Here is a 15060-nt window from a genome sequence, read left to right as displayed (position 1 = left end):
CGCTGCCGGGAGCAGGCGCCGTCCACTCCATCATTTATGGAACCGCTAAGCGTGGCGTTCGCTTAGATAGCTGAAGCCTGTCTTGCTGAAGGATTGTCCAAGCACCGGGGTCACCTATGCCACTGAGCCAGAACCCCATCGTTGAATGGCCGCCAGAGCTCCAGCAGTTGCTGCAGGGCATTCAGTTCACCACCGGCGCAGATGGCAAACGCTGTGGCCGCATTGACATCGACGTGGACCCAAAAACCCTATTCCTGCTCAACGAGTTCGAGGCGCGAGTGCGGCATCGCCAAGTCCGGCTCAGACGGGCAGACAGTGCCGAATGTCTCGTGGGCGAGATGAATGTGCTCGTTGGCTTGGGCGCTGCGGCCGATCCGACCCAGCATATTGGTAAAGTCCGCATCAGCTTTTACGACATCCAAGATGATAACTGTGTTGATCCAGCACCTTAGATGTATGAGCGCACTCGTCTGTCTCCGCTGCGAGGAGTGAGAGGGTTCAGCCTATTCTGGGCCGCCAACTGCCATCCGGCTTCAGTGATTTGGCGGGTACAAGGCTTTGTGACTCTTGTAACCGGCCCAATGTGGCAAGTTGTCGGTCAAGATAAAGCCTAAAATCGAGGCTTCTCTTGCATAGCCGAAACGAGAGTGCCCGCCATGGCCGATCCCAAGCCGTGTGAAGACTGCCGGAAGCTTGTTGCGCGGAACAAGAAAGAGGAACAAGAAAGAAGAGAGGCCGCACGACACCTTGGAATGGGTGAGAGATAAACTGGATATCAGGAATTCCGTAGCCGATATTGGACGCGAGGCTGAATACCAGTGCGTCATCTGCGGCTCTATCCTTCTCCGCTCAATGGGCGGAGTGAGCCTAGGTTGGTGTTTCGAGGAATGAGCGCCGTCGTAGCCCCCTCCATCGAAGGCCAGTAGATCCGGCTGCGCGGCCGATGGCCGGAGGGGGCAGGGACAGGCACGGATGGACTGCCTTCCTTGTTACCTCACCAGGCATGGCACCGGAGGCACTTCGCCTTGCTTTATCTGATCCTTACGGCTCTGCGGGTCTCTGCTAGGCACGAGCGGTTGCGATGGAGATGCTGGTGGCGGTAGACGCGGCACCTCTTCAATGCCATGCTCTTTGAATCTCTCCTTCAGCACTACAGTGCCCCAGCGCCACAGTCTTAGAGCGCCTAACAAAACCATCGATAACTAAGAGGCCGAACGGCAGTGGTATAGACGAGGCGTGCTGCCGCTCCTAATCGGTGGATAAAACCAGACCATGTGACTTAAGCACCGTCTGGTACTGCACCGGATCAACCCGGGGCATGGCATCCGGCGCTTCTACTTGCTGATACCGAGAAGGATCTGTTCGGGACCGAACGCTTGGTGCGCCTATGGGAACCAGACTGGCAAATACCGGCGGGAGAAGGTCACGGCGTTCAATACTAGAGATGAGGCCGAGCCAGTGCGGCGCTAACCTGGATCGGCTAGTCGGTAAACATAACCTCGTATTCATCCCCGGTGGTCCAGATCAGCCGAACCTTGGCCGATGTCCCTTCCTGAGGGATCTTGAGATCAAACTCCGGTTGGTTGAATTCCAGCGGGATCGCGGCGGGATCTGGAACACGAGCCGGGCTGCGGCGGTCGAGAGGCCCCGCATGAGACAGTCGACAGCCGGGCGGTTCTCGTCATATGCAATCCGCCCTTTCAGATTGCGACGAAAGCGCTCGCCGGAGCGATATTCCATTGTTCATCCCAATGGCTCCAAGTCCGCGGAAGAACTCTTATATCAATGGACGCTGGCGCAAGGCTGTCTGCGAAGGCTAGGGCGGTGGTACATTCGCTTTCGCTCGTCATCTTAAGAGCTGCCCAAGGAAATCTGTCGTCGGTCACCAAAATTATCCTTAAGGGGTACCACCTTTGAGAGCGTAGCCAAATCGATTGCCTACCGCCTAGCTTGCTGGCACCTGATGCATTTATCCTGAATCGTGAGATCGATCACGCAAAATATTCAGTTGGCGCTCGCACGCCATAAGCACCGGGCAGACGCAATGAACGCTAGAAGCGGGGGCAAAATGATCTACCAGATTGAGCATGTCGCGCGTGCCTTCTATGACGCGGCACACGATGATGATGAGATGTGGGAAAACGCGCCCGAAACTCTCAAGGAAGAGTTTCGTCTGTACGCTCGTGAGGCCATAACTCTCTTGTATCAACACCGCGAACGAAATCTGGCAGAAGCACTCTACTCGGTTGCGAGCTTAGCGGGGCCCATTGAACTCTCCAAGGTCGCCTGAACCCTGTAGTAATCGATTTTCGGAGGCAGCGCCGCTGATCCATTCACGTTCGGCTGCGCTGCTCTCAGTTCTTCTTTGCCTCTCTGTCACAAGGCAGGTTGGAAAAAGCCGCTCAGAATCTTAGCTTCAGCGCGGAGTTGGCAAACTGCAGGTTTCTTGCGTTTTGCATGTATCCTCCGCCTTGTCGGGAACCGAACAGTTCGTGGCTTCCAGAACAGCAGGGACCTGTCTTTGGCTCAATCCGCTCCAGCATCAGGCGCCTCTGAGCCTACCCCCGCCTGTACGAGGCGTTCAGTCGATCTTGATGGAGCCAGATCACCTCTCGATGCTCTTACAGGGCCGGAAACCTTAAGAAAGCGTTACTCTCTGGCAGCTCTTTAGGGGTAAAGTCTACCCACCAAGTGGTAGACTACTTGGCCTATGGCTTGCCCAAATCGGCTCCTTGCGTCTCTGATAGGAAGATAATGCAGATCAAGGGATCTACCTCAGGAGGGGCAGCCAATGTCAGCACAAGTCATCAACTCTATCACCTCCCGTCCTTCTGAAGGGGCGCTCTCACGGTCCTCTCGAGAGGTGACCACCATTCTGTTCTGCCGGAACCCTTTGATCGGCATCGGGCTGAAGCATCTCTTGGCGGATACCTGCTTTGCCATCTCCGGCATAGCATCCGATGAGATCTCACTTTCGCGTTGCTGCGAGCTCACACCTGATCTTTTCATTATCGATGGCAATGACGCCGCAGAGCAGGTCATTGAAACTGTAAGGAACCTGAAGAGCCACCATCCTGCGACGCGGGTTGTCGTGGTTGCAGAGGCGTTCGATCTCAACTTCGTGCGGCTCGGACGTGATGCTGGCCTGGACGGTTTCTGTTCGTCAGCAGTCAGCGGTGACGTTTTGATCAAGACCCTTGAACTGGTGATGCTTGGAGAGGCCATTCTGCCCGCGGCGCTGATTGCTGCGCTGCTTGACCGAAGCGTGCTGAATGCGACGCCCGAGCGTCACGAGATCAGCCTGTGCCTGGGGCTGGAGCCATCCGATCCCAAAGCACGGACACTCTCAACTCGTGAGGCCGAGATCCTGATGTGCCTGACGCAGGGGGCGCCTAACAAGATCATTGCCCGCAAGCTCGATGTGGCGGAAGCTACGGTCAAAGTTCATGTCAAAGCGATCCTGAGAAAAATTGGAGCCGCTAATCGCACTCAGGCGGCGATGTGGGCTACGACGCACCTGCCGGCGAGAGGGGACGCAGATCTGGGGGCAGGTCCAAACCAACCCTGAATTAACATCACACACCGATCATCTACATGGGGCAGGCCAATTCCGTAATTCTCACTCTGCGAATTACCCAGTTGCATTTTCACAGGCGCATTGGTTTAGGCTTCTCGGCGGCGGCCACAACAGCCGGCATCATCAACTCAAACGCTCCGTCCCGTGCGTAAGCCGCGACGCCCTGGCGCACCGCTTCGCGGATGGCCACCAAGGCCGCCGGCGTCTGCGCCCGGAGCAGGGCGGCAGCCCGGACGGTGCCTTTCATAATCATGTCGAGGGGCGCATCCAGCGACGTTACCCGCCAGACCTGCGGGATTTTGGTGACGGTCACGGACCCGAAGACGGCCGCCCGGAGGCTGGGCTCGCACTGGACGGGGTCGCCGAAGAGGAAGAAGTTCGGTCCGGGTGGCAGGGGAACGTCCATCCTCCCATGGGCTTGTACGGCGCCGTAGATCAACCCGAAGGCGACGCACTCCTGGGGAGAGGCCCACGCACTGAAGGCCACACGGCACGTTAGGTCAGCTCGCAGGCCTGTCCAATACGCATCTTGGTAAGGAGCGGGCCGCTATATTGGACATAGGGATCTTTTTGCCCCGGGACAGCGACGAGGATTCCATCGAAGAGCACAAACCTGTTGGCCAGTCATGGAACAGAGAGGACCCTCTGACTTTTAATCAGAGGGTCCTGGGTTCGAGTCCCAGCGCGCTCACCACTCTAAACCCTATACCGGCAAGGGTTTTATGGCTTTCCTGTCTCTGCAGACCCGCGCCATCTTTTCGTCCGGGTAACGCCATGGGTAACAGCAGACGAAGTTCGGACAGCCCTCAAGTGGCTCGACTCCCTTTGCGCTGGGCAGACGAATGTCTGCAAGTGCGCGATGAGCTGACCTTCACATAGGCATGCCGATGGACCGGATTTGACCCAGAAGAGACCTTCAGCGCAGATACGAACGCCCCATCAATCATGTCGTGAGCAAATGGCATTGCGCACAAAAAGGACCACGCGTTTATTCAGCAGTAGACGCGGTGCAGGGCTCACAGGCCCGAAGCCGCTCTGCCTCATGGACCGATGACCCCGGTGTTGCGAACGTTGTTCTTAAGCCTTCGTGGGACACCGAAACGGTTCCACCAATTCGGCCCGGATTAGCGATATGTCATGGACGGGTGCCGATAACTGGCGGCGCAGACGATAGGCTCGGATGCAGGCTGCGACCTCGTTAAGGTGGAAATAATCTTGGTGCCTAAGGTGCCATGGGCTGAGGCAGAGCTGCGGGTGTGGCGTAGATCCCCATGCTGGGGCGTGCCGTCCAACCGCCGGACGGCACGGGCGGTCCATTTCGGAACAAGGCTAGGGGGCTGTATGTGCGTGGATCACACCCAGCCGGACAATCTCCTCAACAGATGGTAAGGACAGCTGAGCTGGCTTCACCGTGGCCCTCACCGCCGGTCCAAGCGAGGCATTTCCAACAAGCTGCCCGGTTGGTCCGACTGGACGCCCGACAACGATGCGGCCCACCATCCCGCCCTTCTCATGCGGGATGCAGAAGTAGTCGTACGCTCCCACTTCTGTAAGGCGGATCGAGAAGGTTTCATTCGGCTGCAGGTAATCCGAGTTCCAGGGCTCAGCTTCGTTCGGAATCCCGAGGGAGTGGCCGGAGTTCTTCGGATGATACGCAGTCGTGGTGTGCCGGTAGACAGGATCGAGGTTGATCCAGCGGACGGTCTGGCCTGGCTGCACAAGAACACCAACTGGATCGAACCAGGCATGGGAGCCATCGGGGCTGCCATGGATCCGGATCTCGACCACATCTACGTCCGGCGACCGGGTGGCCGAGGGCAGTTGGTATACGTCAACGGAGCCGACACTCTCAATGCCCAGGGCACGGGCACTTCCCCGAGACAAACTGATCACATAGCTCGGCTTGGGCTGCTCCCGTGTGTTAATTCGATCATTGATGCGCAGGATGATCGAACGACCGTTCGCTTTATTAGCGACACGGACCGAGGTTCCGAAAGGCAGGGTCCGGTGGGCCGCGGTCAGCCCGTCTGGGTTGTACACCTCGCCACTGGCGGTGCGGCCAGGGCTCTGATACCAGACGGCGCGACCGCTGCCGACCAGCAGTCCCGTGGACATTATGGTGTCCTGAGCCTGCGATGCCGTGGAAGTGTCGGCTGGAGCCAGCTGCTGCTGCCCATGGGCGACTTGGCTGGCCGGTGCTGACCTTGCTGGCTTGGTCGAGGCAGCCTTCTGTTTCAGACGCGCAAGCTCTGCCCTCGCGGCATCGCGCGCCCTGATCGCTGCTTCCACCTCCGCACGAATCGCAGCGGCCTCGGCCCGTGCCTTCACAAGTTCTTCGAAGAGATTGGCCCGAACCCGGTCGAGCCGGGCGATCTCATCCTCGGGGGAGGCGGCGGATTCTGTTGCCCAGCCAACTCCCAATCCGGCAATCGTGAGAACGGCGATGCGAAACGACTGCAAGGCCCTCTTGTCCAGCGGATATGACATCAGGGATCCTCAGTGATGTCTGCCTGTAGCATCATGCAATAGCTGACAATCGGCTCACATCAGTCGGGCACTACTTTGCCACTCGTGCCTCGCCAGCCTTGTTCACGTGCCAGATGACGACATGATAATGGGGCATCTCCACACCAGGATGCCCGTTATTGTAATACAAGTCCACATGGTCATTTCGGCCTGCAAACCCAGCCAGGTTGAAGTTTTTCTGGTTTTGAATGTCCTCAACCGGGATCATGTAGATTGTGCTTACGCGCCGTCCGCGTCGGTCATAGGCGAGAAACGGTCCTGCGGGTAGTGTTTCAGGCCGAACATACAGCACCCCCAGCCCTGGCATGAAGTTGGGCAGTTTCACAAGATTACTGACCTTCTTGAATCCAGGTGGAGGAGGTCCCAGAGGTGTTTGTGCGGCAGCCGTCCTCGCGATCCTCTGCGGTGGCGCGGAGGTCTGCGCTTCCACGGCCGAAACCGTAGAAATGGCCAATGCACTCACGGCAATGAGTTGCTTTCTCATGGCTCTGGCCCTCGATCTTGTTACGCCTCATGGCGTGAAAGCCCCTTCAGCGCCTTCCTTGTCGTTCGCGCCATTGTAGAAATTCCTCGAACAGGCGCTGGGTCTCGACCTCCTGTCTTGTCGAGGGAGGCCTCCCGGTCACAGCAGGTGGCGACATTGAGCCGGTGCTGCCTGGGTGCCCGACCTGCGCATTCTGAAGCCACCGCTCAGCCGGCTTGAACCGCTTCCAGCCCGGAACGGCAGCCGCGAGATTGACCTCCTGCCACTTCTGGTGTCGTGAGGTCGCCTGGAACTCGGAGAACTTTGAGAAGAAGGCATCGACGAAGGTGTCCAGCAATCGATAGCGGCTGCTCTTCTCGGGCCAGTTATAGGCCATCAGGACTGTCCCGATGGCAACTGTCTCGACACTCTCACCCGCCGGGATGAGGGCCGGGTAATCTTCATGCCGGAGTGCTGTCGGCAGAGAGAGGATTGGGTTGGTGGGGTAGGGGAGTGGGATCAGGTGAAATCCACTGTCACGTCTGAGCCGCTCGACAAAGGCCGCCGGCTTCGGGGCCAGAACGGCGGTTGCCGCAACCCTTCCTTGCCGCATCTCTTCCAGCGCCTCATCCTGTCCCAGATGCACCTCGGACACGCTGAGGCCAAGAGCTGTGAAGAGGTTCCGCGCGATGTCCTCGACGCTCCCGCCGTAGTCTCCGAGGTTGACGGGCTTTCCGGCGAGATCAGAGAGTTGGCGGATATCGGTCCGAGCGATGATATGAAGCTCCTCGTTGAAGAGCTTTGTGATGTAAACGAGCTTGCTGCTGAGATCGCCGAACTCTTGGCTCTCTTTGGCACGCGCAAGCAGGTGCTCCGGGATGATCCCCATATCGACGCCCGGCAGGGAGAGCACGTCACGCAGATCGTGAATCCCGCCACGGCCGACAATCGGAAGGACGCGCAAGGCCAACTCTCCGCTCGGGCCGGTCTCCTGCCCGCGCGACAGGAGCGTTGCAATTTCATTGATGAACGGGAGCGCGCTCGCTTCCGCGCCGCCGGCGACAATTCCAACCGTGTTCACATCCCGGGTCGGTGCCCGAGTCGGTGCGGTCGGTTTGATCAAGGGGGCTGCAGGTGCAGTTTGTGCCAGAGCCGGCGGTGAAATCAGTCCTGCCAGAAAAAGCGCGACTGCTACTCGGCCCTTCCGAAGCCAGGATGTCCTACCAGGAACCATGTTGGCCTCCTGTGCGTGGTGCCTAAACATCCCGAGTTCTTAGGTTGTTGTAGGCTGGATTGACCAGGAGCGATCCTATGAGAAGGCAGAAGGCCAAACCGTAACACGAAACCCTGCGTTCTTCTCCTATCCTCAAGGACTACTTGAGCCGGCATCTGAGCAATGGCTAAGGCGTTTCGACTGCCTTTTTGAGTCCGCGAAACAACCGATCGCGTGGAGTGGCTGCCTGTCAAAAGGCGAAACCTGCTCCACCGATTTCGCCCGTGCTAAGCAACATGAACTTTGCTGTATACAACAGGCTGGAACGTCAGTTGTTGGCACTCCCCGAACCAAAGAGCTTGGCCCGCTTTAGCGCTTAAGGGCCGATGTTCGTTGAGCGGCCGAATGTGAAGGTATGACCCAAGGCAGACCAGCAAAGGGATTTCACATGTACTCCCTTCATGCCTTTGAACGATCATGGCGGCCATTTGCAGCGGCATGTTCGGGATAAGCCGCCGTCCCAGTAGTATTCGCCCTCGATCTTCCCGGCCGGGAAGCCGGGTGGCAGCAAGTCACTGGCCATCGCGTACTCAGGGCCGGTCGCGTGAATCGTGTTATCGAAATACACGCAGTCGCCGGTGCGCACGCTCGCGGCGTCGGCGCGGAAGCGCATCGCGCCCGTATTGATCCGCTCGAAGTCGACCAGCCGCTTGAGCGTGCTCTTCAGGAGCTTGGTTTCGTAAAAGCTCGTCGCCTCATGGGCACCGTCGGGAACAGCCACGGAGTGGACCGTCGCACACGGTTACCGCTCCCGCCATGCCTTCATGATCTGATCCGAGAGCGGCTTGACCAGATACGAGAGAGCAGTGCGCTCTCCAGTGTGCACAAATGCCTCAATCGGCATGCCCGGTACGAGCTTCAGGCTGCCGAGGCGGGCGACCTCATGGTCCGGCAAGCTCACCCGTACGGTGTAGAACGCTGCTCCCGTCTTCGGGTCCTGGCTGACATCGGCCGCAACGCGGATCACTTCTCCATGCAACTCGGGTGTGGTGCGCAGATTGAAGGCCGGGAAGCGGAGCAGAACCTGTTGCCCGACCCGGACCTGGTCGATGTCCTGCGGAGCAATTCGGGCCTCGACTAGCAGCGGGTCGGCTCCGGGCACAATCAACATGATTGGGTCGCCAGGGCTGATCACGCCACCCACCGTATGCACGGAAAGCTGGTGCACCCGCCCATCCTGCGGCGCGCGGATGTCGATGCGCTTGAGTTGATCTTCGGCCGCGACCCGCTTTTCCACCAGCTCTGAGGTCTTGGCCCGGATCTCAGCCAGCTCCTTGCTCACGTCGCTTCGCAGGTCCTGATCGATCTGCAGGATCTGCAGCGCCGTCTCACTGATCTTGCCCTTGGCTTGTGCAATGGAGGAGATCAGAGCCCCTCGTTCACCGTGAAGGCGCGCCTTATCGCGCTCAAGCGCCGTGACCCGGACAATAGGAATGAGCTTTTTGTGCCACAGCTCGCGCACGCCCTCGAGTTCCTCGCTGATCAGCTCGATCTCGCGGTTCTTGGCGTCAACCTGTTCGGTCATGCCCTGGATCTGCTCCTGCAGCTGACCGATCCGCTCGTTCAACTGTGCCTTCTGGCCTGCACGGGCGGCATGGCGCAATGCGAACAGCTTGCGCTCTCCGGTCAGCACCGCCGCGACAGCCGGATCGGCGGCGCGCATCGCAAGTATCTCAGGAAAGCTCACGCGCTCTTCGCCGTCGCGCTCCGCCTCGAGCCGGGCCTGCTTGGCCGCAAGCTCGTCCAGGTCCTTGACGATGATCGTGAGGTTCGCCCGCGTGACCGTCTCATCGAGGCGCACGAGAACCTCGCCGGCCTTGACAGGATCGCCCTCGCGGACGCGCAGCTCGCCGATGACGCCGCCGGACGGGTGCTGCACCTTCTTCACGTTCGAGTCGACGACAAGGGTGCCCGGCGCGATCACGGCGCCCGCGAGTTCGGTCGTGGACGCCCAGCCCCCGACACCGCCGACCAGAATGACCGCGGCAACCATGCCGACACCAAGATGACGGTGAATGGAAGGGAGGGCCCGGTTTCTGATGACGGGAGTCATGGGAGGGCGCTCTTGATCATCGCCTTGAGAGGTACCGACCGGAGCGGCTTCCGCTCCACGAACTTACTCAAAACCTCGTCCCTGGCCCCGAGCGCCTGCACGCGGCCCTCGGCCATGATGAGCAGCTGGTCGACGGCGGCGAGTGCACTAGTGCGGTGGGCGACCACGATGGCGATGCCGCCCCGCTCCCGCACGCCCATGATCGCGCGCCTGAGCGCCTGATCACCCTCCTGATCGAGATTGGAGTTCGGCTCGTCCAGAACGACCAGGAAAGGGTCACGGTACAAGGCCCGCGCCAAAGCGACTCGTTGCCGTTGGCCCGCGGACAGATAAGTGGCGCCCTCGCCAATCGGCGTGTCATAGCCGTCGGGCAACTGGAGGATGAGCTCATGGATCCCGGCGGCTTCGGCTGCGGTTATAATCGCTTCGGCGTCGGGATTGGGCTCGAAGCGAGCGATGTTCTGCGCCACCGTCCCGGCGAACAGCTCCACGTCCTGCGGCAAGTAGCCGATGTGCCGGCCGAGGAACTCGGGCATCCAGTGCTCGATCGCGGCGCCGTCAAGCCGCACGGTGCCGCTCGCCGGCGCCCAAACACCGACCACCGCGCGCACGAGCGACGATTTGCCAGCAGCGCTCGCGCCGATAATGCCGAGGGCTTGGCCTGCTTTCAGGTCGAAGGATGCGCCTTGCACGATCAGCCTCCGCTCGCCAGGGGGCTGCACTGCGATAGCCTCAACCGAGAGGGACTTGCAGGGCGGCGGAAGCGCCAGCCTTGGCTCCGGCTGAGCGAACAAGGCCGCCCATTGGCCGAGGCGCTTCCAGCTCTGGCGGGCCGCCACGAACCCTTTCCAGTGCGCAATGGCGAGTTCCACCGGCGCCAGTGCCCGTGCGGTCAGGATCGAGCCGGCGATGATGATGCCGGCGGTCGCTTCCTGATGAATCACCAGGTAGGCGCCGACCCCGAGCACCGCCGATTGCAGGATCAAGCGCAGCACCTTGGAGATGGTGCCGAGGCTTCCGCCGATATCGGCAGTGCGTTGCTGGCTCGCCAGACAGGCGGCACTCGCCTGCTCCCACAATCCGGCGAGGGACGCGGTCATGCCCATTGCCCGCAGCACTTCGGCATTGCGCCGGCTCGCTTCGGCGAGCGCGTTGCGCCGGGCCATATGAGCTGCGGCCTGTTGGGCCGGAGAGCGCGTCAGCACGTCGGCCAAGACAGTAAGGGTCACCAGAACCAGCGCGCCGCCAAGCGCCGTCAGGCCGATCAGCGGATGGAACAGATAGCAGATTCCGAGATAGACTGGCATCCAGGGCAGATCGAATAGCGCCGTCGGGCCGAGCCCGGAGAGGAAGGCGCGTATTTGGTCGAGATCTCGCAGCGGCTGCAGACCATCGCCACTGGATTTGGTTTTGAGCGGTCCCCGGATCATGATGTCGTAAACCCGTGGGCCGAGCGCCTCGTCGAGCCAGGCGCCAAGCCGAACGAGAACCCGGGCCCGCACGAGATCCAGGATGCCCTGAAACAGGTAAAGGCCGAGTGCCAGCGCGCCGAGACCAAGGAGTGTCGGAACGCTCCGGCTCGGAAGTACCCGGTCATAGACTTCCAACATGAAGAACGAGCCTGTCAGGTAGAGCACGTTCACCAAAGCGCTGATCAGGGCGATTCCGAGAATGGCACCATGGCAGGCGCGCCATGTGGCGGACAACTCGGCCGGTCGGCCCAATGAGGTGGTGCTGGAGAGCGAGCGGGCCATGTCCAATCTCCTCCAAGCAGTACAGCCCTCGAGGTTGCCAGATGCCCCGATGAGGCTTGAGGCGCTAACGTAGTGCCCAGATGCGTTTCCCTACGCAACCTGGGACACACTCGTTGCGCGGGAATACGTACGCCTGTCCAAATCAGCATTGCCGGGGCCAACCTCCATCATCACGCCCGGTTCACCGTCTGCAGTCGTCCCATCGCTGGCGCACGTCTCGTGTCGTTCGCCCCTATGACCTGTTGCTGGCCGTTTGTGACATCGCGTCCCTTTGTAGGGCTCGCTTCGTCCGGGATGAAGGCCCCCCGAGCGAAGCCGCCACCACATGCTTACGGCCTGAGGTAGCGGCCAAGCGCCCGAGAGAAAATGCTGCGCCTCATGCCAGCAGCCCGTCGTCCAGCGGGCCAATCGGCAGCGGCAGCAGAGCGCCGTTGGCAACGCCCAGCTCCGCGATATAGCCGCCCGAGCCATTCACCTCGAAGTCCGTGCCTGCTCCCTCGCCGGGTGCCAGTTCGAGGCCGTGGATCTGGAACAGACGGCCGACAACCCGGTCCTGAAGTTCCTGGAAGATGGCAGCATCGTCAGCGTTATTCAGATCAAAGTCGTAGGTCTGGACAAAGGTCAGATTGCCGTTCTCATCCGCGCGTGGGAAGTCCTCCGACACGGCCTCCCGCGAGACCTCACCGGATGCCGTCGCGGCAAGAAGCACAGGGCCATAGACTGGCCCGGCCTCCGGCCCCTCGACGAAGCCGTCGTGATCCTGATCGAGGGCGATTGTCGGAACCAGCGACGGGCGATCGTCCTCGAAGCCGTGGATGTGCTGCGGATGCACCTCGTTCGGCGTCAACCCGCTCGCCCTGACGGCAATGGTCACATCGCCTTGCTCCTCATCGAAGTGAACGAGTGCAGCGCCCAGAACACCGGAGTCGTTCGCCGGCGTGAGCAGGGCGGCAAAGGTGTCGGTCTGCTCCGCCGCCTCCAGGACTGCCTGCGACTCTGGTGCCGCTGGGCCGGTCCCCTCCGGGTTAAGCTGATAGGGCCGTAACAGATCGAGCCCTTCCCCGACCAGAGACGTGAATGCCTTGGCGAGAAGATCCGTCCCCTCATTGTCAGGTGGCTCAGGAGCAGTTGGAGTGACGGTCCACACCTTTCCGGTGCCGGGTTCCGCCAGATCGAGCCCCGGCTCGTACACCCCGAAATCCACGATGAACATGGTGCCATCCTGGAATTTGACGTCGATTGGCTTGTTGAAGCCATTCGGGTCGAAAATGTTCTCGGGCGTGTTGGCGACTTGAGTGATGAAGTCGCTCGACTCTCCGGTTGCGCGATCAACCTGGTCCACCTCATACCCGACGAACTCCTGCGCCCCGGTAATGGGCACGAGCGAACCAGTTGCCGCGACGAAGAGATCTCCCACCGAACCGAATTGAGGGTCCGTCGAGAAGTCGAACTTGTTGTATGAACCGTGGATGTCGTCGAACTGCGTGAATGCGGATTCGACCGCCAGACCGTTGCGGAAGTTCTCATCCAGAACGAAGCCAGGAGGAGGGATCGGCAGCTCACCTTGAGCAAACAGAGGATCAGTGACCGGCAGCACGGCGCCGGTCTCGGGATCGTGGAAGAAATCCGGCCATCCGAAGAACTCCGCTGTCCCGCCCACTTTAAGGGTGAACAGGTCATCGGCGTCGTTCGCAATCGGGCGTGACTCCACGACCCTCAGTTCTCCATCCAGCTGCGCCGACCGGATATCGGCTCCGTTATTGGTCGAGAACAGGGTATTGGGATCCTCCGGATCGAAGCCGATGCCGAAGGGATTGCGCAAGCCCCAGGCCTCAAGCGTCAGGGTGGAGGCAGCATCGTCAGCGGTGGGGTCAAACGAGTAGATGGCCCCATTGCCTGCAATGATCCCCTCCTGTGGCGTGTCGGGGGTGGCTGCTGGCACGACGGTGCCGGGCGCGACCGGCCCCGAGCCAAATGGCATGAAGGGGGCCGTGACTTGGTTCTCAGGATTGAGCCCAGGCACGGCAACTGGGGCATGGAATTCCGTGCCGTTCAGCACGACATCCTGCGCGGGGAAGTCGTGAAAACCCGGGAATTGCGTCAGCCAGCCACTCACGAGTTCGTTGTCAGGCCCGACAACGCTCGAGTTGGTCGCCGTGCCTTGCGCGAAATACGCGCGACCTGATTCGTCGAACAGGATTTCCTCTGCGTAGTGATCGCCGGCAGAGGGCAAGTTCGTCAGCACCGTGGTGAAGGTGCCGGCCGGATCCGCCGGATCGAATTTCGAGATCGCACCCACCAGCCAGCCGTTGGCGCCGGTCTGCCGGTGTGTGAGCCAGACCTCGCCATCATGGAAGGTGACATCGGTAATGGGGCCGGCCAGAACCCCTTCGGGAAGTTCGTCGCCCGAGAGAACGGGGGTCACCTGCCCGCCCGAATTGAGCTGCACGATCTGGGGGAGCGTGCCGGGAAGGGCTCCAGACTCACTGACCCAGACCTGAGTTTGATCTTCTGAAAAAGCAATCGCGGTCGGGAAGTTTAGGCCGGTTGCGAGAGGTTGCAGGGAAAAGCCTTCGGGGACATTGACGTTACTACCGCTGACGGTACCACCGGCATTCGACTGAGACGCGTCAGTAGCGGTGGCCGCCTCAGTCGGGACGGCGGCCGTTCCTTCTGGCTGGGGCTGCTGGGGCTGTACACTGGGTTGGATGAAGGTGCCATATGCCATCGCTGCCTCCTTGGAGAAGAGGAAAGCCACAGCACCACCACAGTAGGGCCACAAGGTGTCACCCTAACCATAACAGCATCCCCTGTCTGTGGTGCAAAATAGTCAGGAACCTTTCGGTTCATTTCCCTGTCTAATGGACATGCCAGAGCAACCCGCATCTGAGCTGGAGTTGCTTGCCAATGCCGAACTCGTGCGCCTCTCGCGCAAGGAAAGCGAGTCTGCGCTGCGCCTGATCGTCCGTCGCTACAACCAACGGCTCTATCGTGTCGCATGGGCGATCGTCCGGGACGATGCTGACGCCGAGGACGTGATGCAGGAGGCTTATCTGAGCGCGTTCCGAAACCTCGCAAAATTCCGTGCGGATGCGAGCTTGGCGACTTGGCTGACGCGCATTGTCGTGAACAAGGCGGTGGACTGTCGCCAACGAGCAAGCGCCATGCCGCCGCGGGATACTCTCGACAAGATCGAACGGCCGGATGCCGCCATCATGTCGGATCTCGCGTCCGAGCTCGATCCGGACAGGACCGCAGCTTGGAGCCAGGTTGCATCGGGCAAGGCAAGACGCGTGGTGCTTCTTGAGCGTTCGCTTCGGCTGCACTTTGTATCGAAGGCGGACGAACTCACCCTTTCCGCCATTCCCAAGTGCGCCATCCGACGAATCTATCAATCAGGAACGTCAGTTGTTG

The 15060-nt window shown here is 60.5% G+C and carries 12 protein-coding genes; 4 read left to right on the top strand and 8 right to left on the bottom strand.

Annotated features, from left to right (window positions below; genetic code table 11):
* The first annotated feature begins 116 nt into the window (after window positions 1–116).
* From ACUXUR_RS26425 to ACUXUR_RS26415, 3 genes are all read left to right on the top strand, one after another.
* Window positions 117–452 carry a hypothetical protein gene (locus tag ACUXUR_RS26425; RefSeq protein ID WP_445505329.1) on the top strand — a complete coding sequence of 112 codons (336 nt, stop codon included), beginning with the start codon at window positions 117–119 and terminating at the stop codon, window positions 450–452.
* 1616 nt (window positions 453–2068) lie between these two features.
* Window positions 2069–2290: a hypothetical protein gene (locus ACUXUR_RS26420; protein WP_445505328.1), complete on the top strand. Its 222-nt coding sequence runs from the start codon at window positions 2069–2071 to the stop codon at window positions 2288–2290.
* 573 nt (window positions 2291–2863) lie between these two features.
* Window positions 2864–3568, top strand: a complete 705-nt coding sequence (locus ACUXUR_RS26415; RefSeq protein WP_445505327.1) for a LuxR C-terminal-related transcriptional regulator — start codon at window positions 2864–2866, stop codon at window positions 3566–3568.
* Window positions 3569–3647: 79 nt separating this feature from the next.
* Here the strand turns inward: ACUXUR_RS26415 and ACUXUR_RS26410 are convergent, their stop codons facing one another.
* The 8 genes from ACUXUR_RS26410 to ACUXUR_RS26375 all read right to left on the bottom strand — a co-directional run bounded on the left by ACUXUR_RS26410 (window position 3648) and on the right by ACUXUR_RS26375 (window position 14374).
* Window positions 3648–3983 (bottom strand): hypothetical protein, encoded by a 336-nt coding sequence (locus tag ACUXUR_RS26410; RefSeq protein ID WP_445505326.1) that lies wholly within the window; start codon window positions 3981–3983, stop codon window positions 3648–3650.
* Window positions 3984–4906: 923 nt separating this feature from the next.
* Window positions 4907–6064, bottom strand: coding sequence for an RlpA-like double-psi beta-barrel domain-containing protein (locus ACUXUR_RS26405; protein ID WP_445505325.1), 1158 nt, complete (start codon window positions 6062–6064; stop codon window positions 4907–4909).
* Window positions 6065–6134: 70 nt separating this feature from the next.
* Window positions 6135–6587 carry a DUF5602 domain-containing protein gene (locus ACUXUR_RS26400; RefSeq protein ID WP_445505324.1) on the bottom strand — a complete coding sequence of 151 codons (453 nt, stop codon included), beginning with the start codon at window positions 6585–6587 and terminating at the stop codon, window positions 6135–6137.
* Between the two features lie 46 nt (window positions 6588–6633).
* Window positions 6634–7689 carry a TAXI family TRAP transporter solute-binding subunit gene (locus ACUXUR_RS26395; RefSeq protein ID WP_445505323.1) on the bottom strand — a complete coding sequence of 352 codons (1056 nt, stop codon included), beginning with the start codon at window positions 7687–7689 and terminating at the stop codon, window positions 6634–6636.
* Window positions 7690–8254: 565 nt separating this feature from the next.
* Window positions 8255–8560 (bottom strand): patatin-like phospholipase family protein, encoded by a 306-nt coding sequence (locus tag ACUXUR_RS26390; protein ID WP_445505322.1) that lies wholly within the window; start codon window positions 8558–8560, stop codon window positions 8255–8257.
* A gap of 21 nt (window positions 8561–8581) precedes the next feature.
* Window positions 8582–9892 (bottom strand): HlyD family type I secretion periplasmic adaptor subunit, encoded by a 1311-nt coding sequence (locus tag ACUXUR_RS26385; protein WP_445505321.1) that lies wholly within the window; start codon window positions 9890–9892, stop codon window positions 8582–8584.
* The gene (locus ACUXUR_RS26380; protein ID WP_445505320.1) at window positions 9889–11646 is read right to left on the bottom strand and encodes a type I secretion system permease/ATPase; all 1758 of its coding nucleotides are present in this window, start codon (window positions 11644–11646) and stop codon (window positions 9889–9891) included. Before ACUXUR_RS26380 ends, ACUXUR_RS26385 begins: the two co-directional genes overlap by 4 nt.
* Window positions 11647–12022: 376 nt before the next feature.
* Window positions 12023–14374 carry a PQQ-dependent sugar dehydrogenase family protein gene (locus ACUXUR_RS26375; RefSeq protein ID WP_445505319.1) on the bottom strand — a complete coding sequence of 784 codons (2352 nt, stop codon included), beginning with the start codon at window positions 14372–14374 and terminating at the stop codon, window positions 12023–12025.
* Window positions 14375–14513: 139 nt separating this feature from the next.
* On the opposite strand from ACUXUR_RS26375, the gene ACUXUR_RS26370 reads away from it, so the two are divergent.
* A partial coding sequence (locus ACUXUR_RS26370; protein ID WP_445505318.1) for a sigma-70 family RNA polymerase sigma factor occupies window positions 14514–15060 on the top strand: 547 nt, incomplete at its 3' end.

The sequence above is a fragment of the Microvirga medicaginis genome (genome assembly GCF_052658925.1).
The sequence above is the reverse complement of the archived record's forward strand: the minus strand, read 5'-3'. Positions and strand labels throughout refer to the sequence as shown.

What these genes read in the sequence shown, in the direction of transcription:
- ACUXUR_RS26420 (WP_445505328.1), top strand. Translation starts at nt 2,069, where the DNA reads ATGATCTACCAGATTGAGCATGTCGCGCGTGCCTTCTATGACGCGGCA.
- ACUXUR_RS26380 (WP_445505320.1), bottom strand. Translation starts at nt 11,646, where the DNA reads ATGGCCCGCTCGCTCTCCAGCACCACCTCATTGGGCCGACCGGCCGAG.
- ACUXUR_RS26385 (WP_445505321.1), bottom strand. Translation starts at nt 9,892, where the DNA reads ATGACTCCCGTCATCAGAAACCGGGCCCTCCCTTCCATTCACCGTCAT.
- ACUXUR_RS26410 (WP_445505326.1), bottom strand. Translation starts at nt 3,983, where the DNA reads ATGGACGTTCCCCTGCCACCCGGACCGAACTTCTTCCTCTTCGGCGAC.
- ACUXUR_RS26375 (WP_445505319.1), bottom strand. Translation starts at nt 14,374, where the DNA reads ATGGCATATGGCACCTTCATCCAACCCAGTGTACAGCCCCAGCAGCCC.
- ACUXUR_RS26400 (WP_445505324.1), bottom strand. Translation starts at nt 6,587, where the DNA reads ATGAGAAAGCAACTCATTGCCGTGAGTGCATTGGCCATTTCTACGGTT.
- ACUXUR_RS26425 (WP_445505329.1), top strand. Translation starts at nt 117, where the DNA reads ATGCCACTGAGCCAGAACCCCATCGTTGAATGGCCGCCAGAGCTCCAG.
- ACUXUR_RS26405 (WP_445505325.1), bottom strand. Translation starts at nt 6,064, where the DNA reads ATGTCATATCCGCTGGACAAGAGGGCCTTGCAGTCGTTTCGCATCGCC.